The organism is Desulfovirgula thermocuniculi DSM 16036, from assembly GCF_000429345.1.
In the GTDB taxonomy this organism is placed as follows: Bacteria; Bacillota; Desulfotomaculia; order Desulfotomaculales; family Desulfovirgulaceae; genus Desulfovirgula; species Desulfovirgula thermocuniculi.
On record NZ_AUBR01000023.1, the window covers coordinates 1 to 17679 of the forward strand.

The 17679-nt window shown below is 61.4% G+C and carries 19 protein-coding genes; 17 read left to right on the forward strand and 2 right to left on the reverse strand.

All coding sequences use genetic code 11. The features are described 5' to 3' along the window. Window positions 1–215: 215 nt before the first annotated feature. From G454_RS0106655 to G454_RS22585, 4 genes are all read left to right on the forward strand, one after another. Entirely contained in the window at window positions 216–701 is a 486-nt protein-coding gene (locus G454_RS0106655; protein ID WP_027717993.1) for a hypothetical protein, read from the forward strand. A gap of 66 nt (window positions 702–767) precedes the next feature. Beyond that, complete coding sequence (locus G454_RS0106660; RefSeq protein ID WP_027717994.1) at window positions 768–1436, forward strand: DUF421 domain-containing protein; 669 nt, start codon at window positions 768–770, stop codon at window positions 1434–1436. A 67-nt stretch (window positions 1437–1503) separates the two neighbouring features. After that, window positions 1504–2124, forward strand: coding sequence for a helix-hairpin-helix domain-containing protein (locus G454_RS0106665; protein WP_027717995.1), 621 nt, complete (start codon window positions 1504–1506; stop codon window positions 2122–2124). 23 nt (window positions 2125–2147) lie between these two features. Continuing rightward, a complete protein-coding gene (locus G454_RS22585; RefSeq protein WP_051276009.1) occupies window positions 2148–2840 on the forward strand; it encodes a lytic transglycosylase domain-containing protein in 693 nt (230 codons plus the stop codon). On the opposite strand, the gene G454_RS0106675 is transcribed toward G454_RS22585, so the two are convergent. After that, window positions 2837–3061, reverse strand: coding sequence for a hypothetical protein (locus G454_RS0106675; protein WP_027717996.1), 225 nt, complete (start codon window positions 3059–3061; stop codon window positions 2837–2839). The genes G454_RS22585 and G454_RS0106675 overlap by 4 nt on opposite strands. A gap of 66 nt (window positions 3062–3127) precedes the next feature. Here G454_RS0106675 and G454_RS0106680 point away from each other — a divergent pair, with 66 nt between their 5' ends. The 8 genes from G454_RS0106680 (at window position 3128) to G454_RS0106715 (ending at window position 11497) form a co-directional block, all read left to right on the forward strand. Further along, complete coding sequence (locus G454_RS0106680) at window positions 3128–3802, forward strand: response regulator transcription factor (RefSeq protein WP_027717997.1); 675 nt, start codon at window positions 3128–3130, stop codon at window positions 3800–3802. Beyond that, a complete protein-coding gene (locus G454_RS0106685; RefSeq protein WP_027717998.1) occupies window positions 3795–5210 on the forward strand; it encodes a sensor histidine kinase in 1416 nt (471 codons plus the stop codon). Before G454_RS0106680 ends, G454_RS0106685 begins: the two co-directional genes overlap by 8 nt. A 97-nt stretch (window positions 5211–5307) precedes the next feature. Beyond that, a complete protein-coding gene (locus G454_RS0106690) occupies window positions 5308–5622 on the forward strand; it encodes a hypothetical protein (protein WP_027717999.1) in 315 nt (104 codons plus the stop codon). A gap of 12 nt (window positions 5623–5634) precedes the next feature. Further along, window positions 5635–6144 (forward strand): hypothetical protein, encoded by a 510-nt coding sequence (locus G454_RS0106695; protein ID WP_027718000.1) that lies wholly within the window; start codon window positions 5635–5637, stop codon window positions 6142–6144. A 23-nt stretch (window positions 6145–6167) separates the two neighbouring features. Beyond that, window positions 6168–7148 carry a copper amine oxidase N-terminal domain-containing protein gene (locus G454_RS20335; RefSeq protein ID WP_051276011.1) on the forward strand — a complete coding sequence of 327 codons (981 nt, stop codon included), beginning with the start codon at window positions 6168–6170 and terminating at the stop codon, window positions 7146–7148. Between the two features lie 30 nt (window positions 7149–7178). Further along, entirely contained in the window at window positions 7179–9548 is a 2370-nt protein-coding gene (locus G454_RS0106705) for a DNA internalization-related competence protein ComEC/Rec2 (protein WP_169719321.1), read from the forward strand. A gap of 74 nt (window positions 9549–9622) precedes the next feature. Then, complete coding sequence (locus tag G454_RS0106710) at window positions 9623–10534, forward strand: NAD(P)/FAD-dependent oxidoreductase (RefSeq protein WP_027718002.1); 912 nt, start codon at window positions 9623–9625, stop codon at window positions 10532–10534. Window positions 10535–10540: 6 nt separating this feature from the next. Further along, window positions 10541–11497 (forward strand): MBL fold metallo-hydrolase, encoded by a 957-nt coding sequence (locus tag G454_RS0106715; protein ID WP_027718003.1) that lies wholly within the window; start codon window positions 10541–10543, stop codon window positions 11495–11497. A gap of 17 nt (window positions 11498–11514) precedes the next feature. Here the strand turns inward: G454_RS0106715 and G454_RS0106720 are convergent, their stop codons facing one another. Then, window positions 11515–12786 (reverse strand): double-cubane-cluster-containing anaerobic reductase, encoded by a 1272-nt coding sequence (locus G454_RS0106720; protein ID WP_027718004.1) that lies wholly within the window; start codon window positions 12784–12786, stop codon window positions 11515–11517. A gap of 355 nt (window positions 12787–13141) precedes the next feature. Between G454_RS0106720 and G454_RS0106725 the strand changes: the two genes are divergently transcribed. From G454_RS0106725 to G454_RS0106745, 5 genes are all read left to right on the forward strand, one after another. After that, entirely contained in the window at window positions 13142–14341 is a 1200-nt protein-coding gene (locus G454_RS0106725; RefSeq protein ID WP_425387439.1) for an ABC transporter substrate-binding protein, read from the forward strand. Between the two features lie 70 nt (window positions 14342–14411). Next, entirely contained in the window at window positions 14412–15284 is an 873-nt protein-coding gene (locus G454_RS0106730) for a branched-chain amino acid ABC transporter permease (RefSeq protein WP_027718006.1), read from the forward strand. Then, window positions 15285–16175 carry a branched-chain amino acid ABC transporter permease gene (locus tag G454_RS0106735; protein WP_027718007.1) on the forward strand — a complete coding sequence of 297 codons (891 nt, stop codon included), beginning with the start codon at window positions 15285–15287 and terminating at the stop codon, window positions 16173–16175. A 19-nt stretch (window positions 16176–16194) separates the two neighbouring features. Then, entirely contained in the window at window positions 16195–16959 is a 765-nt protein-coding gene (locus G454_RS0106740) for an ABC transporter ATP-binding protein (protein WP_027718008.1), read from the forward strand. Window positions 16960–16964: 5 nt separating this feature from the next. Continuing rightward, complete coding sequence (locus G454_RS0106745; RefSeq protein WP_027718009.1) at window positions 16965–17669, forward strand: ABC transporter ATP-binding protein; 705 nt, start codon at window positions 16965–16967, stop codon at window positions 17667–17669. The last annotated feature ends 10 nt before the right edge of the window (window positions 17670–17679 follow it).

Sequence of the window (17679 nt, forward strand, 5' to 3'; positions counted from 1 at the left end):
TGATCCGGGTCATCCGGGGAATGCTGGCTAACCTGCGGTTGATCAGCCGCCATCCCACGACGGGATGCCCCCCAATTTATTGGGGGGAGGATGTCACTTGCTGCGCCTCGTTTTTAAAAGTTGCCAAAAAGATTTTCTTGTAGGACAATAAATCGTGGGATGTTCTGTTAATATTCTGCGGCCCTTTCTTGGTTCCTGCCGGGGAGGTGCATAACTTGCGGGAAATTGCCTTGCCGGATTTTATCGGTGAGTCGGAGCGCGGCATGATCGTGATGGTTTCCGCCCTCCAGGACGAGCTGGAGCCGCTTTTACGCCGCCTTTGCCGCGGCGAGAAGGTGCCTTATACCTTCAGGTGGCAGCTTGTTCACCTGGAGGGCAGAAATTACCTGGTAACGCTGGACCTGGACTGGAAGGGCGGTAGTGAAGTGGCCATTGGCTTCACCCCGGAGATGTGGAACATTTTGCCCGCCATGCGCCAGAAGGAGCATCTCGCCGTGGTTACCGACTGGTCCCTCGTGGGAGAGGAAGTCAGGGAGGCCTCGCGGGCCCTGGTCATTGAGCGCCCGTACCGGGGCCTGGAAGCGCTCATCAGGCAGGTAGCCCAGGTCGCCCCGCCCGTGCAGGGATTAAAGCCCGGCGAAGAGCTGGAGAGGCTCCAGGAGATCTTAGCCGGCTGCGTGGACCCGCACCAGTTGAACTGAGGGAGCCTGCGGGAGGCATAACCCGGCCCGGCCACCGCGAAAACTTTATGAGGGGGCCGGGTTTTTATGTGGGAAGTTGTCTACCACACCGTACTCATTTACTTTATAGTGCTGCTGGTAGTGCGTCTGATGGGCAAAAGGGAGATCGGGCAGTTCTCCCCCTTTGACTTTGTGGTGGCCATCATTATTGCCGAGCTGGCGGCCATTCCCATGGAATCCGATATCCCCCTTTGGCGCGGCATCCTCCCCTTGCTTACCCTGGGCCTCCTGGAGATCGCCCTGAGCTTCCTGGCCCTGCACTTTCGCTTCCTGCGCCGCCTTCTGGACGGGGAGCCCCAGGTGGTCATCAGGAACGGGCGCGTCATCAAGGAAGAACTGCGGCGGGCCCGCTACAACCTGGACGACTTGCTGGCCCAGCTGCGGGAAAAGGGCGTGGTGAACGTGGGGGACGTGGAGTTTGCCGTCCTGGAGACCTCCGGCAGGCTGAGCGTCATCTTGAAGTCCCAGAAGCGCCCCGTCACGCCGGAAGACCTGGGGCTGGAAACCAGGTACGAGGGGCTGCCCACCGTTCTGATCATGGACGGCAAGGTGATGAAGAAAAACCTGGACAGCGTGGGCTTGAGCGAGGAGTGGTTAAAGGAAAGGCTGGAGGTGATGGGCAAAAAGCCGCAGGAGGTTTTTCTGGCCGCCCTGGGGACGGACGGGCGGCTGTTTGTGGACGGCTGTGTGGAATAGAGAAGGAAAAAGGCGCCGGAAGGAGAAAATTACCGGTAAGGAGAAGGGGCAGGGGGAGTAGTTTAAAGTGTGGCAGATGCCGGGCCGCCAGCAGCTGGCCATTCTGATTCTGGCCGCGGTAATTATCTTCGGCGGCGGCTACCGCTATGCCCTCTGGCAGTGGCGGGCCAGCGCCGAAAACCAGGTGCGGGTTGAGCAGGCTGCGCCTCCTTCCGGTGCTCCTGCGCCCAGGGATATACTGGTGCACGTGGCCGGGGCGGTGGAGAAGCCCGGCGTTTACACCCTCCCTGCCGGTTCCCGGGTGCAGGATGCGGTGAAGGCGGCGGGAGCGCTGGCCGGCGCGAACCTGGACGCCCTCAACCTGGCGGCGCCGCTTGCCGACGGACAGAAAATTATCGTGCCGCTCAAAGACGATCGCGAGGTGGTTACGGGCGTGCCTCCTGCCCAGCAGGCGGCCAATCCCTTTCAAAGAACGGGTGCGGCAGGCGGCACGCAGCCGGTTAACATAAATACCGCCAGCCAGAAGGAACTGGAAGGCCTGCCAGGCATAGGCCCTTCGCTGGCCCAGCGCATCATCCAGTACCGGCAGGAAAAGGGCCCCTTTAAAACCCCCGAGGACGTTAAGAACGTCTCCGGGATAGGGGAGAAAAAGTACGAGCAAATCAAGGACTATATAACTGTTTATTAAAGGAACGGGAAGGGGGAAGCAGGATGGCCCACCTCCAGGTCGGCACTCTTTTCCCTGCCGGCTTCAGGGAGGAGAAAGCCGTTTCCCCGCCTGCTACCCGGAGCGGGACCGCTTCATTTGCTGCTTGCCTGGCCCGCGCCATGAAGGAGCTGCGGGAGAGCGCGGGTGCGGGCTGGCAGGATGTTTTCTTTCCCGTCCTGCTGGCCGGCTTGCTGGCGCCGGGAAACGGCTGGCTTTGGTACCTGGCGTGGGCCACCTTGAGCGCCTTTAATGCCCGGCAGCCCGGGAGGGCCGGGGGAGTTGCGCAGTCAGGTGGCAGCCCCGGCGGGGAGGCCGGGCTCATGCAGCTCATTAATGATGTGGCCCGCAGGTACGGGCTGGAGCCGGCGCTTTTAAAGGCGGTGGTAAAGGTAGAGTCAGGCTTTAATGTGCTGGCCCGCTCCCCAGCTGGAGCGCAGGGGCTGATGCAGCTCATGCCGGAAACGGCGGCGGCCCTCGGGGTTAAGAATCCCTGGGACGCGAAGGAAAACCTGGAGGGCGGGGCGCGCTACCTCAAGTACCTCCTCGACCGCTACGGCGGCAACCTGGCACTGGCCCTGGCCGCCTACAATGCCGGACCGGGGGCGGTGGAGCGCTCCGGAGGCATCCCGCCCTACCGTGAAACACGGGAATACGTGCAAAAGGTGCTTGCTGCGCGGCGGGAGTTCCTGGTCTAAAAGCCGTCGTTTAGGTGCAGGCGGGCCTTGCGGTTTCCTTCGGCGGCCAACGCCCTTTCCGCCCTTTTAACCATCCCTTTCACCCTGCGCCTGTCCGCGCGGTTTGTTTCCGGGGGGTTCAGATGCGGTGCTTCCCGGCCCAGTTCCTTTGCCGTTTCCCACTGAAGGTAGTCCAGCTGCCTCAAGGTGCGCAGCATATCGTTATCTTTTTTGTGCCCCATTTCCTCACCTCCAATCTTAAGTTGGCCCGCGCAACTTTCCGGTATGCAGTTAGGCAGGGTAGCGAAATGACCAGGCCCAAGATCCTCGTAATTGAGGACGATGAAAATATCTGCGATCTCCTGAAGATTTACCTGCAGAAAGACTACCGGCTTTTTTTTGCCCGCGACGGTAGCCAGGGGGTAAGCGCTTTCCGGGCCGTTAAGCCCGACCTAGTGATCCTGGATCTCATGCTGCCCCTCATTAACGGCTGGGAGGTCTGCCGCCTCATCCGCCAGGAAAGCGGCGTGCCCATCATCATGCTTACGGCCAGGGATGCCGTCGAGGATAGGGTGCAGGGGCTGGACTTGGGGGCCGATGATTACGTGGTGAAGCCCTTTGACCCGCGGGAGCTGACCGCCCGCATCCGGGCGCGGCTGCGCAAGGCCGGAGCGGCCGAACTCCTGGTGGCCGGCAACCTCACTCTGGACATGAAGACGTACCGGGTGACCTGCGGGGGGCGACCGGTGGAACTCACGCCTAAGGAAATCCGGCTCCTGCATTTTTTCCTGGTCAACCGCAATGCCGTTTTGACGCGGGAGCAGATCCTGGAAAAAGTTTGGGGCTACGACTATGCCGGCGGGACCCGTACGGTGGACATGCACGTGAAGAAACTGCGGGATAAGCTAAAGGGTGGTTCCGGGTGGCAGATCAAAACCATTTACGGCGTGGGGTACAAGTTCGAGGTCACGGGTGATGTTTAGGTCCATATTCCAGCGCCTTTTAATTACCTATACGGTTATTTTGCTGGCGGTTGTTCTGGTAATGGCCCTTTCCCTGACCGCCTTTTTCCATTCTTACGTGTTGGCCCAAAAGGGGGGGCAGCTCGTGCAGGCCGCCCGGGAGATGGAGGAGCTGGCCCTCCTCTACAGGCAGGGTAAGGTCGGGCGGGGCGAGCTGCAGGCGGCGGCGGACCTCCTGGGCCAGGCTACCGGGAGCCGCGTGTACCTTCTGCTGGGCGAAAAGGCTGCGGCCCTTGAGTCCCTGCAGGGGGAGAAGCTGGGCGGGGCAGAAAAAGAGCTTTTGGAGGACATCAAAAGGATTCTCGGCGGCGAGGTGCTGGTGAAAAGAAAGGTCTTTTTCCATCCCCTAAACATGTACGTGGTCATGGCCGGCCTGCCGGTCAGGGCCGAGGGCGGCATAGCCGGCGTGGTGCTCCTCTTCTCGCCCCTCCGCGAGCTGCAGGAAGCCCTGGCGCAGGTATACCGCATTATCTGGTTGACCGCCCTGGCGCTCCTTTTCCCGGCAGCGGCGGTCGTTTTTCTCGTTTCCCGGCACATCGCCCGCCCCGTGGAGCGCATCCAGAGGGCGGCGACGGCCCTGGCGGAAGGCAATTTCGGGGAGGACCTGCCGGTGCTGGGCAGGGATGAGCTGGCCCAGCTGACGGCAACTTTTAACTACATGAAAAACAGGTTGAAGCAGGTGGAAGAAATGCGCCGGGAATTTCTGGCCGCCGTTTCCCACGAGCTGCGCACCCCCCTGACTTCCGTGAGGGGGTTTATCCAGGCCATTTTAGAAGGCCTGGTGGCTCCCGCCGAGCGGGACAAGTACCTCCGGCGGGCATACGGGGAAGCGGACCGGCTGGCCAGGCTGGTTAACGACCTGCTGGAACTGGCCAGGCTGCGTGCGGGCGGCGTGAAGCTGCACAGGGAGCGGGTGGGCATGAAGGAACTGGTGGCGGAGGTGCTGGAGGAGTGCGCGCTTTTTGCCGGGCAAAAGGGCGTTTCCCTGCACGCGGAGGTTCCCGCAGGGGAGATCGTAGCCCCGGTGGACAGGGATAAGATGAAGCAGGTGCTGCTCAACCTGGTGGACAATGCCGTAAAATACGCCCCCGGCGGGGGAAACGTATGGGTGAGCCTCCGGCAGGAGGGATGCCTGCTGGAGGTAAGGGTGAGGGATGACGGGCCCGGCATTCCGGAGGAAGAGCTGCCGTTTATTTTCGAGAAGTTCCGCCGGGCGGAAAGGGCCGGCGGCGAAAAGGTCGGGGGCACGGGACTGGGCCTGGCCATTGCCAGAGAGCTGGTGGCGCTCCACGGGGGCGAGATAAGGGCGGCCAACCTTCCCGGGCGGGGGGCAGAGGTGATCTTTACCGTGCCCCTGGATAAGGGCTAGCCTTTTACAGCTTTTTTACATTTTGCACATAATTGTTTGAAATTGGCCTTTTAAAATTTCCCCCTGAAAGGGGGGAGCGGAGCATGGGTGAGGCGAGATGAAAAGAGCAACGGCCCTTCTTTTGGCCTGCCTGGTGCTGCTCTTGCCTTTGGGGTGCGGCAAGAAAAACGCGGCGCAGGAAGTTCCGGGAGCGCAGGAGGTGCGGGAAGAACCCGGCGGCTCTTACGGCAGCCGGCCTGCGGTGACGGAAGAAAGCGGCGGCAAAACCTCCGGCATGGTGCTTAAGAGCGACAACAGGGTTCCCGATCAGGAGGCCGTGGCCGTTCTGGAGGAGCTGGACAGGCAGCTGGGCGACCTGATTAGGGCCCTGGAGCGCATGGACGAGGTAAAGGACGAGGACCTGGAGTATTGAGGAGTGAGGCCGGTGAAAAAGTGGGTTGTTTTCCTCCTCGTAGCCGCTTTCTTCCTGAGCGGGGCTGCCTACGCCGGGGGCCTGCATGCCAGGCAGGGCCCTCCTCCGGCAAAGGAGAGGGCGGACCTGGTGGAGATAAAGGAAAAGGCGAAGGTTATTGCGGCAAACAACAAGCGCATCAGAGATCTCCAGGCGCAGCTGCACCGCCAGGTCGGGGAAATAAAAGATCTCGCGGGCGAATTAAAGAAAAACCCGGCGCGCCTGGACGCCAGGAAGGTTGCGCGCCTGCGCCACCTGGCCGGTCGACTGGAGCAGTACCGGGAGGTTTTGGATGCCACCCATGGAGCGCTGGCTAAAAGGGCCTCGGCGCTAAGGGAAGTAAAGGCCAGGAGGGATGCCGCTGCCTTTTTGAGGCTGCAGGAGGAGATCATCAGCGTGCAGGAGCACAGGATAAAGGTCCTGGAAGGGCTGGCGGCCGATCTGGCGGAGCTGGATATGGAGCTAAGAAAGAAGGCGGAGTGAGACTTTTTGAGGAGGGATGTACGGTGAAAGTACGACCGGCAGCACTGCTTTCCATGCTGCTGGTATTCTCGCTGTTCTTCTCCGGCCCGGCTGGGGCCGCAAGTTTAAGCGGCGCCGCCGAGGGCGCGGCGGAAGGCGGTACGGCAGAGGCGGAGGACGTAGTCATTGAGACGGTGGAAGAAGTTTCTCCCCGGGAAGAGTCTCCCGCTTTAATTGAAGCCGGCCCCGTAAGCGTTGAAGAGGCGGTATACCGGGCTGCCGCGCTGTACCAGGAGTGCCGGGAGATTCCGGAAGCGGAGAAGATTTACATGGCGGTACAGAAATTAAAGGAGGAAGGCGCTCCGGCTCCGGGCCACCTGGTTTCGCTGTCCCGTGAGCTTTACCGGTTTACCTTCAGGTACCGGCACATGCTCAAGGCACACCCGCACCTCGAAGACGCGGTGGTGGGCCTGACCGACGTCACCGTGCGCCTGGCCTACCGCTTTACCACGGGGGATGGCGCCAGGCTTCTCGTATACCGCTGCGCTGCAGGCACCTATGCCGCGCTGGGCCATTACCGCCGGGCGGCAAGAGTGCTGGAGCTGGCCCTGGAGCTGGCCCGGGACAGGAAGCGCGGCTACGGGGAACTGCGCGGTGTGTACCGCAAGCTGGGAGACCGGGAGTTGAAGGTTTTTGTGCGGGGCAAGAAGCAGGAGTTTGACGTCAGGCCGCTGCTTTCCAACGGGCGTACTCTCGTGCCCCTGCGGGCCATTTCCGAAGCCCTGGGCGCCAGGGTGGATTTTAACCCTGCGGCCCAAGAAGTGCTCATCAACAGGGGCAGTATAAACATCAGCCTGAACCTCAACGGCAACGTGGCCGTGGTTAACGGTAAGAGGGTGGTGCTGGACGAGCCGGCCAGGCTGGTAAATAGCAGGACAATGGTTCCCTTGCGGTTTGTCTCGGAAGCCCTGGGGGCAGCGGTAGACTACGACCAGCATACCGGAACCATTACCGTGGAGGATTAGGCAATTGCCCTTCATCCGGGAGTGGTGGCCTTGGGCGCCCGGCCCCTCGTCTCTTTAACCATAGCCTTTGCCGCAGGTGTTGCCGCCTTTGAGGTGTGTGGCCCCGCCGCAGGAGAGGCCCTTGCCCTCTGCGGCGCCCTTTTTTTGCTGGCCCTTATAGGATATCTCCGGCGGTGGGCCGGCACTTTTTACCTCTCCCTGTGCCTCTTTGCCGCCCTGGGCCTTTTTTCTGCGGCCCTGGCGTCGGCGCGGTGCCTGGACTCCTCCCTCTTGGAGTTTGAGGGGCACTGGGTGACCGCGGAAGGGACGGTGGTGCGGGAGGCCGACGTGCGCCCCGACCGGATTTATTACTGGCTGGCCTTAGAACGCCTGGCTTGCGGGGCTGAAGCGCGCGCCGTGCGCGCGACCGTTCTGGTGCGCGCTCCTTTAAGGGGGCCGGTGTACGCTTACGGGGACAGGCTCGGCGTGCACGGCCTGCTCATAAGGCCCGGGGAGCCCGGTAACCCCGGTGAGTTTAACTTCCGGCGTTACCTGGCGCGCCGGGGCACGGGGGCCCTCTTGCTGGTGCGCGGGCCGGCGGATATCCGCAAGCTGGGGGCGGGCGGCAGCGCCCTCAGGCGCGCCCTTTGGGGATTAAAGGAGCGCCTCCTGGCCGTAAACCGCCAGGCCCTGCCGCCGGAAAAGGCGGCCCTGCTTAACGGCATAGTCTTCGGCGTGCAGGGGCCGGTGGAGCAAAAAACCAGGGATCTCTTTGGCGAGGCGGGCGTGGTGCACATTTTGAGCGTCAGCGGGCTCCACGTGGGCCTGGTCCTGGGCGGGCTGCTTTTCCTGTTGAAGCTTGTGCACCTTCCTTCCCGCTGGACCGCCCCGGTAGCCAGCCCGCTCCTGGTGCTCTATGCTCTGCTGTGCGGCCTCGGCCCGGCCGTTTCCAGGTCCACCCTCATGGCCCTCTTTCTGCTGTGGGCCCGCCGGCTGGGTCGGCCTTACAGCTGGCCTGCCGCCCTGGCCGGCAGCGCCCTGCTCATCCTGGCCCTCGACCCCTTCTCCCTTTACGATATTGGCTTCCAGCTTTCTTTTGCCGCCACCTGGGGGATCCTCTCCTGGGGGCCGGTGCTGGACGGTTGGCTGCAGAAATGGCCTATCAGGCCTGCCTGGATGCGGGGGATTCTCTGGGTGACTCTGGCCGCCCAGCTGGCCACCCTGCCCCTTACGGCACGCTACTATAACTACGTTTCCCCGGTGTCCCTGCTGTCCAATATTGCCGCCGTGCCCCTTTCCGGCCTGCTCCTGGCCCTGGGTATGGCGGCAGCAGCAAGCGGCCTCCTCTGTCCGGCCTTCGCCTCACTGGTACACGCCAGCACCTCACTGGCCTTGGATGCCCTCGTGGCCCTCATCTCCTTTTGCCGGGACCTGCCGGGCGCCGTGGTCTATGTGCCTACCCCTCCCTGGGCCCTGGTGGCGGCCTGGTACCTGTGCGGGAGCCTTGTGTTCCGTGAGGGGGGAGGCGGTGCCGCCTCCCCTTCCCGCCGCCGCACCCTTCTGGCCGCTTCCGGGGCGCTGGTTGTTTTGCTGTACTTGCTGGTCTTTGGGATTCCCGGGGGCTCCCGCCTGGAAGCCCATTTTATTGACGTGGGCCAGGGCGACAGCATTTTCTTAAAAACGCCCGGGGGCAGGTGCGCGCTGGTGGATGCCGGGGACGGGGTGGCCGGGGAAAAAGTGGTGGTTCCCTACCTGCGGCGCCTGGGGGTGAGGCGGCTGGATGTGGTGGTCGTCACCCACCCCCACGAGGATCATGCCGGGGGACTCCCGGCGGTGATGCGGGCTTTTCCCGTAGGTCTGGTGCTGGTTTCGCCGTTTTGCAGCGGGGAATCCGCCGAGCCCCTGCCCCCCTTTTACCGGGCCTTTCTGGACGGGCTGGGTACCCGGGGGATTAAGGTGCAAGAGGCGGGGTCCGGCGACATCCTCCACCTGGACCCGAACCTGGAGGTCAAGGTGATCGGCCCTCCCCAGCCGCCGCTCACCGGCACGAGGTCGGACTTAAACAACGCTTCCCTGGTGCTGCAGGTGCGCTACGGGCGGCAGCTCCTGCTCCTCACAGGGGATGCGGAGGCGGAGGCCCAGCGTTTTTTGCTGGGCAACGTGGAGGGCCCGGGCTGCACCTTGTTGAAGGTTCCCCACCACGGCAGCCGTTACCTGCTCTCCTCTTTCGTGGAGGCTTTGCGCCCGCAGCTGGCGGTAATTTCCGTGGGCAGCCGCAACAGCTTTGGCCAGCCGGCGCCGGAAGCCCTGGAACTCTTACAAAGGGCAGGGGCGCGGATTTACCGTACCGATTACGACGGCGCGGTCATTTTCGGCTCCGACGGTTACCGCTTTGCGGTGCGGACAGGAAAAGGAAGATAGCCGCGTGTTGGCGAAATTTTTGCGCATGGACCGCCGGGGGAACAAGGCAAAATATGCCCGGGAGGGATGAAGCGGTGTACGATGTGCTGATCGTCGGCATGGGCCCGGCGGGACTTACGGCGGCAGTGTACACGGCGCGCAAAAAGCTCTCCACTTTGCTGGTGGGAAAGCAGTACGGCGGGCAGGCAGCCCGCGCGGCGGAAATTGAGAATTACATGGGCTACCAGTATATTACCGGCGCCGAGCTGATGGCCAGGTTTGAGGAGCAGGTGAAGAAGTACCCCGTGCAGGTGGTACAGGCCGAGGTGGTAAGCCTGGGCAGAGAGGACGGCCATTTTGTGGCCCGCACCCGCGATGGCCGGGATTTTCGCTCCCGCACGGTGATTGTGGCTGCCGGAAAAAGCCCCCGCAGACTCAATGTACCTGGAGAAGGCCGCTTACTGGGCCGCGGCGTTAGCTACTGCGCCGTTTGCGATACGCCCCTCTTTGGCGGCCTAGACGTGGCGGTGGTGGGGGGAGGGAACTCCGCCCTTACGGCGGCGTACGACTTGCTCAAGGTAGCCAGGCACGTTTACGTCGTTTCCCTGGGGGAGTGGACGGCCGACCCGGTACTTGTGGACAAGGTAAAGGATGCGCCCAACCTTACCAAGCTGGCGGGCTTTGAGGTGGTACGTATCGAGGGGGAAGAAAGGGTTAGCGGGATTGCCCTGCGCTCCCTGTCCGATCCCCGGGAGGAGAAGCTGCTGGGCGTGCAGGGGGTGTTCGTGGAGATAGGTACCGTGCCCAACAGCGGCTTTGTCGAAGGGTTTCTGGAACTAAACGAGAAGGGCGAAATTAAGGTGGACTGTGAGTGCCGCACTTCCGTGCCCGGTGTTTTTGCCGCCGGTGATATCACCGACATACCCGAAAAACAGGTGATTGTGGCTGCGGGTGAGGGCGCCAAAGCGGCCCTGGGCGCTTACCGATATTTGTTGATGGCGAGGTGATCTGTTTTGGGCGGCCCTGTTGACCTGGGAGAAGGCATCTACCTGATCGATGTTCACTACCATGGCGAGGAGGAGCGGGCCTGCGTCTACCTGGTGAGGGGGCAAAAAGTTGCCCTGGTGGAGAGCGGCCACCCGCCCGGCGCGAGGTACATCCTGGCGGCCATGGAAGGGCTGGGCGTGGAAAGGGGAGACGTGGTTTACGTGGTGGTAACCCACGTCCACCTGGACCACGCGGGGGCTGCGGGGGTACTCTTAAGGGAGTTCCCACGGGCGAGGCTCCTCGTGCACCCGCGCGGCGTGCGGCACATGGTGGATCCCTCGCGGCTGGTGGCCAGTGCCCGCGGCGTGTACGGGGACCGCTTTGATTCCCTCTTCGGAGAGGTAATCCCCGTGCCGCCGGAGCGGGTACACGCCCCGGAAGACGGCGAAAAGCTCGACCTGGGAGGCCGGGAGTTTACTTTCTATCACTCCCCGGGCCACGCGCGGCACCACATGGTTGTTCACGATTCGCTCTCGGGGGGCATTTTTGCCGGCGATGCCCTGGGCATCCGGCTTCCCGAGATCAGCCGCCTGCTGGGACGGGATTTCGTGCTTCCCTCCACCACCCCCACGGAATTCGAACCCGCGGAGATGCTGGCCACCGTTGACCGGTTAGCTAGCATAAATGCCCGCCGCATTTTCTTTACACATTTCGGTACCGCGGGGGACGTGGCTGCCGTTTTTGCTCAAAACAGGGAAATGGTAGAGGCCATGGCCCGGCTGGGTGAGGAGGTTTTTACCGCCGGTGGCGGCGTGGCGGAGCTAAAGGAGAAGTTGTGGGAGCTGGTAAGCCCCTTGATAAGGGGTGTCGCGGACCAGGATCACAGGGCGGTGCACCACCTGGAGGCAGAGCTGGAGCTAAACGCGCAGGGAATAATATACTACTACGGCAAGAGGGAGAAAAGTTTGCAGGGCGGCAGGTAAGCGCCGCCCTGCTAGCTTTAACCCAGCATCTCCAGGAAGGCCTTTATGCGAAGCTGCAGCTGGGCCGTGTCTTCCTCGCTGTAGTCCGTTTCCACCCACAGAACGGGTATGTTTCTGGCCTTGAGGGCTTTTTCGACGGCGTGGTACTCGACGGCGTAGCCCTGGCAGAACTGCAGGTTGTAATAGATTACCCCGTCGGCCCGGGTCCGCTCGACCAGGTCCAGGATGTCCTCGATGCGCCTGGAGTTGGGTGTGAAGCAGGCGCAGTTGGTTTTAAAGTAGGCGCGGGCCAGAGCGCGGATCTGGCCCTTTAATGAGCCGGCGCCCTCCTCAACTTCGCTGGCAAAGAAGCGTGTGCCGGTACAGGTTTCCTCGCCCACCACCACGGCCCCGGCGGTTTCCACCAGATGGTGCAGCTTCCAGTTGGGAATGGCCATCGGGGTACCGGTGACGAGGAGGCGGGGCGTTCCCGGCGGCACAACGCCGCGGGAGCCATTGACCCTTTCCTCCAGCTCTGTCACCAGCCTTTCCGTATGCGCGGTAAAGCGGTCGGGGTCATCGTAAAAGGCAATCTGGGTGACCAGCAGCGCGTCCTTTCCGCTTATGGGCGGCGGATCGGCGGTCCGCAGCGCGTAAAGCCTTTGCAGTGCGCGGCGCAGGCGGTTCTGACGGTTTATCTCTTCTGCCAGCCGCTCGGGGGTAACCTGGTTCCCGGTAATCTCCTCAACTTTTTGTCTGAAGAGATCTACCTCTTCCACCCAGAACTCCAGATCGCGGTTTCCCTTCATCTGGGGCAACTCCATGACGTATACATGGTGGTATTCGTTTAAAACTTCCCAGGCCTTCTTCTTGCCGTCGCAGGTGGTTTCTCCCACCACGATGTCGCAGGACTGGAAGTAAGGGCAGGTCCTGCTCAGCCGTGCTCCCAGGGCAGCCTTAATGAGAGGGCAGAGGGCCCGGGGGAGCACCTTTTCACCCTCGGGAACCCAGAACTGGGAGCCACTGCAGAGCCCGACGGCTATGCCCCCGGCGGCCCTGATGATTTCCACGGGCACGTAGACGCAGAAAGTGCCGAAAACTTTCCCTCCTTTTTCGCGGTGGGCGGCCAGCTCGGCAATGCGGAGGCCGTGAATCTCGGCTATTACCAGGTTAAAATAGTGCATTGCCGCAGGGCGGTCCGGCTGGGTCAGGAAGACTTCCCTGTATACCGCAGGCAGGGCGGCCATGAGCCGATCGTGCCTTTCCAAATCCATGGCCAGTTCTGACCAAAGCTGGCGGTAGTCCTCCACTTTTCTCTTCCCCCTTGTAAACGGGCTCTTTTAGGGCATTCATACGGCGTCCAATTATAAAAAACCTTTTTTGCATGAATTGAAAAATTAAATGATTGGTGCGGGAGTGATAAAAATCTCTTGTGTTCATAGAATTAGACACACCCTGATCAGGGGTTTAGAAAATAAACCAAAATTTTTATTGTTTTAAGAGGATTTAGTTGTCCCCATGTCGAATTACATTTCACTGTGCAAAAAGAATTTTCAGACAAGGAAGAGGGTGGGAGCCGGCGGGCACGGGTGCAACTCTGGTATGTTTTCCGGAAAGGCCTTTAGACCGTAAAAGACTATAAAAAAGAGTGGGAGAGGAGGACCTGTGTTGCGGAAAAAGAGCATATGGCTGGTTTTGCTGGGCCTCCTGCTGGTGGCCTTCCTGGCAGCCGGCTGCGGCGGGGGCAAGGCAGCCGACAAGGGCGCAAAGGAGGCCGAAGGGGACACCATAAAGATCGGTTTCCTGGGCGCCCTGACGGGTAATGAGGCCAGCTACGGCGTGGAAACCCTGAAAGGCATGAAGATGGCCGCCGAGGAACTGAACAAGCAGGGCGGCATTTTGGGCAAGAAAGTGGAGATTGTGGAGGCCGATCACGGCAGCAAGCTCAGCGAAGCGGCCAGCGTGGTGCAGAAGCTGATCAGCAAGGACCGCGTGGTGGCCATTGTGGGTGACCCCACCACCGGCAAGACCAAGCTGGCCGGCCCCATTTGCCAGCAAAATAAGGTGGTCCTCATTTCCGCCGGCGCGGTGGGCCCGGGCGTGGAGGAAATCGGCGACTACATCTTCCGGAATACCCTCCTGGACGAGGTAGCTGCCCCGGCGGTGGCCAAGTACCTGGTCGAAGAGCTGGGCTGGAAAAAGGTGGCCATTGTCACCTCCACCAACAACGACTATAGCGTCGGCCTCACCAAGATCTTTGAATATGCCCTCTCCAAGCTGAACGCACAGGTTGTGGAAAAAGTGAGCATCCAGGACGGCGACCAGGACTTCAGCGCCCAGGTGACGCGCATTAAGCAGGCCAAGCCGGACGGGATAATCTTCACCGGCTACTACACCGAAGGCGGCCTTTTCATGAAGGAAGTACGCAAGCAGGGCCTCAACATTAAGATGGCCGGCGGTGACGGCCTGCTTTCGCCCGTCCTCTGGAAGCTGGGAGGCGAGGCGGTGGAGGGGACCATGGTTTACGCCGGCTTTGCTGCCGACCCGGCCAACGCCTCCCCGCAAGCCAAGGAGTTCATCAAGAAATACCAGGCGGCAAACGACAACAAGCTGCCCGACATGTTCTCGGCACAGGGCTACGATGCGGTGATGCTCCTGGCCAAGGCCATGAAGGAGGCCAACAGCACGGATCCCTCCAAGTTTAAGGACGTCCTGGCCAAGACCAAGGACTTCCCCGGCGTTTCCGGCACGCTGACCTTCCGCATCGACCGCAAGCCGGTTAAGAGCCCGGTTTACCTCCTGGAGGTAAAGAACCAGGAGTTCGTCCTGAAGAAGGCCATTCCCGTGGAAGCACCCCAGTCCTAGCGGGGCGCAAAAGGGGCGGGGTCTGTCAAGCGGCCCCGCCCCCGCCAATTTGGCAGGAGGTAGCCGTAAAATGCTCATACAGCAGTTTATCAACGGCCTGACGCTCGGCGCCACCTACGCGCTGATTGCCCTGGGTTATACCATGGTTTACGGGATCATCCAACTGATTAACTTTGCCCACGGCGATATCTACATGATCGGCGCCTTTATCGGCGTGGCCGTAGCGGGGCTGGTTTCCAACAACTTTTTCCTCACCCTGGGGGCGGCCATGATCGGCTGCGTGGCCCTGGGGGTGACCATCGAGCGGGTGGCCTACAGGCCCCTGCGCCGTTCCTCCCGCCTAAACCTCCTGATTACCACCATTGGCGTGTCCATCTTTTTGGAGACCTTTATGGTCCTGCTGAAGGGTCCCCAGGCTACCGGTTTCCCTCCCATCCTGAAGACGACCACCTGGCGGCTGGGGGGCCTGGAATTATCCAGCATCCAGCTCATCATCCTCCTGGTGTCCCTGGTGCTCATGGCCGGGCTGCAGTTGATCGTCAAGTATACCAAGATCGGCAAGGCCATGCGGGCGGCTTCGGAGGATTACGACACGGCCAGCCTTATGGGCATTAACATCAACCGGGTCATTTCCTTTACCTTTGCCATTGGCTCGGCCCTGGCTGCCGCCGGAGGCGTGCTGGTGGGGATTTACTTTAATTCCGTCTCCCCTTACATGGGAGTGATGGCCGGCCTGAAGGCTTTCGTGGCGGCGGTTCTGGGCGGCATCGGCAATATCCCTGGGGCCATGATCGGGGGCCTTTTGTTGGGGCTTTTTGAAGTTTTCGGCGTGGCCGCCGGTTTTTCCACCTACAAGGATGCCATTGCCTTCGCCCTGCTCATCGTCATCCTGCTGGTAAGGCCAACCGGCCTGCTGGGACGGCCAATTCAAAGGAAGGTGTAGATGCTCATGGAACAATGGTTGTCCGGCCTGATCGACCCTTACTACCAACAGGTTCTTACCCTGGTGGGCATATACATCATTGCCGCCCTGGGCTTAAACCTCATCACCGGCCTGTGCGGCCAGCTGACCTTCGGGCACGCCGCCTTTTTAAGCATAGGCGCCTATACGGCGGCCATACTGACCAGGGATTACCACCTGCCTTTTACAGCCGCCCTCCTGGCGGGGGGGCTTATGGCCGCCCTGTGGGGCGTGCTGATAGGGCTTCCCGTGCTCCGGCTTACCGGTGACTACCTGGGTATTGCCACCCTGGGCTTCGGGGAGATCGTGAGGGTGGCCTTTACCAACATGAAGGTTACCGGGGGGGCCATTGGCCTGGCCGGCATTTCCCGCGCCTCGAATCTCGTGAATGTGACCCTGTTTGTGGTGCTGGCCATTGCGGCGGTAGTGCTGCTGGAAAACTCGCGCTTCGGCCGTGCCCTGAAGGCCATCCGGGAGGACGAGATTGCCGCCGAGTCCATGGGCATAAACGCCATGTGGTACAAGGTCCAGGCTTTCGGCATTGGCTGCTTTCTGGCCGGCATTAGCGGGGGCTTTTATGCCCACCTCATGCAATACTTAAATCCCAACGATTTTAGCTTCATTAAGTCTTTTGAAATCCTGAGCTTTGTGGTCTTGGGAGGCCTGGGAAGCATTCCCGGAGCCATCCTGGGCACGGCTGTGCTCACGGTGGCCCCGGAATTCCTGCGCTTTATGGCCAAGTACCGCATGATGATTTACGGCCTCCTGCTGGTGGTGATGATGATTTTCCGCCCGCACGGCCTTCTGGGCGGGGTAGATTTCCGGCGCCTCTTGCGGCGCAGGAAGTCCAAGTCACTGGCCCTCGGTGGCTAGGCAGTTTGGAGGGTAAGACATGGCACCCATCCTGGAATTGCAGAACGTGAGCATTCAGTTTGGCGGCCTGGTGGCCGTCGACCAGGTAAGCATGGCCGTAGAAAAGGGCGAGATAAGGGCTTTAATCGGGCCAAACGGCGCCGGCAAGAGCACCGTTTTCAACCTCGTGACCGGGATTTACCGGCCCACCGCCGGCGAGATTTTCTTTAAAGGGGAGAGGATCACCGGGCTACCCCCCTACAGGATAACGGCCCTCGGTATTGCCCGCACCTTCCAAAACATCCGCCTTTTCGGCAACCTTTCGGTGCTGGAAAACGTGCAGATAGGCCGGCACTGCCGTGCCCGGGCCGGCGTTTTGGGGGCCCTGCTGCCCTTCGGGCGGGTGCGGGAAGAGGAGAGGGGGATAGAAGAGCGGGCCAGGGAACTCCTGGATTTTGTAGGCCTGGCGTCCAGGGCAGAGGAGTTGGCCAAAAACCTCGCCTACGGCGAGCAGAGGCGCCTGGAAATTGCCCGCGCCCTGGCCACCGAGCCCCAGCTGCTCCTGCTGGACGAGCCGGCGGCAGGCATGAACCCCCAGGAAAAGCAGGAACTCGCGCGGCTCGTGCGCAGGATTCAAGAGATGGGCGTGACCATTTTTCTCGTGGAACACGACATGAACTTTGTCATGAGCCTGGCCGACAGAGTAGCGGTGCTGGATTACGGGCGGAAAATTGCCGACGGCACTCCGGCGGAAGTGCAGCAGGACCCGGCGGTCATTGAGGCATACCTGGGGAAGGATGTGTGAGGGCTGTGCTGGAAGTAAAAGAAATAAGCGTTGCCTACGGGGTAATCGAGGCCCTGAAGGGTATTTCCTTTACGGTGAGGGAAGGGGAGATTGTCGCCCTCATTGGCGCTAACGGGGCGGGGAAGACCACCACCCTGCGCACCGTTTCCGGACTCCTGCGCCCGCGGAAGGGGCAGATTTTTTACCAGGGGCAGGAGATAACCAGGCTTTCCCCGCACCAGATCGTGGCCATGGGCCTGACCCACGTGCCGGAAGGACGCAGGGTGTTTGCCCGCATGACGGTAATGGAAAACCTGGAAATGGGAGCCTATACCTGCCGCAGCCGGGCGGAGTTTAAGGCCAACTTAGAGCGCGTTTTCCAGCGCTTTCCCCGGCTGGCCGAGCGCAAAAACCAGCTGGCGGGGACTCTGTCCGGCGGCGAGCAGCAGATGCTGGCCATCGGGAGGGCCCTGATGTCCCGGCCCAGGATGTTGCTCTTGGACGAGCCTTCCATGGGGCTGGCCCCCCTTCTGGTGCGGGAGGTATTTTCCATCATCAAAGAAATCAACGAGGCAGGAACAACCATCCTGCTGGTAGAACAAAATGCACGTATGGCCCTTTCCATAGCGCACCGGGCCTATGTATTGCAGACGGGGGAGATCATCCTGGAGGGCCCGGCAGCAGAGCTCATGGAGAGACCGGAAGTGAGAAAGGCATACCTGGGGGAGTGATGGGGGAGAG

Bases quoted from the DNA above. Each gene is read 5' to 3' on its own strand.
- G454_RS0106730 (WP_027718006.1), top strand. From the start codon at position 14,412: ATGCTCATACAGCAGTTTATCAACGGCCTGACGCTCGGCGCCACCTAC.
- G454_RS0106680 (WP_027717997.1), top strand. From the start codon at position 3,128: ATGACCAGGCCCAAGATCCTCGTAATTGAGGACGATGAAAATATCTGC.
- G454_RS0106675 (WP_027717996.1), bottom strand. From the start codon at position 3,061: ATGGGGCACAAAAAAGATAACGATATGCTGCGCACCTTGAGGCAGCTG.
- G454_RS0106735 (WP_027718007.1), top strand. From the start codon at position 15,285: ATGCTCATGGAACAATGGTTGTCCGGCCTGATCGACCCTTACTACCAA.
- G454_RS0106685 (WP_027717998.1), top strand. From the start codon at position 3,795: ATGTTTAGGTCCATATTCCAGCGCCTTTTAATTACCTATACGGTTATT.
- G454_RS0106740 (WP_027718008.1), top strand. From the start codon at position 16,195: ATGGCACCCATCCTGGAATTGCAGAACGTGAGCATTCAGTTTGGCGGC.
- G454_RS0106660 (WP_027717994.1), top strand. From the start codon at position 768: ATGTGGGAAGTTGTCTACCACACCGTACTCATTTACTTTATAGTGCTG.
- G454_RS0106690 (WP_027717999.1), top strand. From the start codon at position 5,308: ATGAAAAGAGCAACGGCCCTTCTTTTGGCCTGCCTGGTGCTGCTCTTG.
- G454_RS22585 (WP_051276009.1), top strand. From the start codon at position 2,148: ATGGCCCACCTCCAGGTCGGCACTCTTTTCCCTGCCGGCTTCAGGGAG.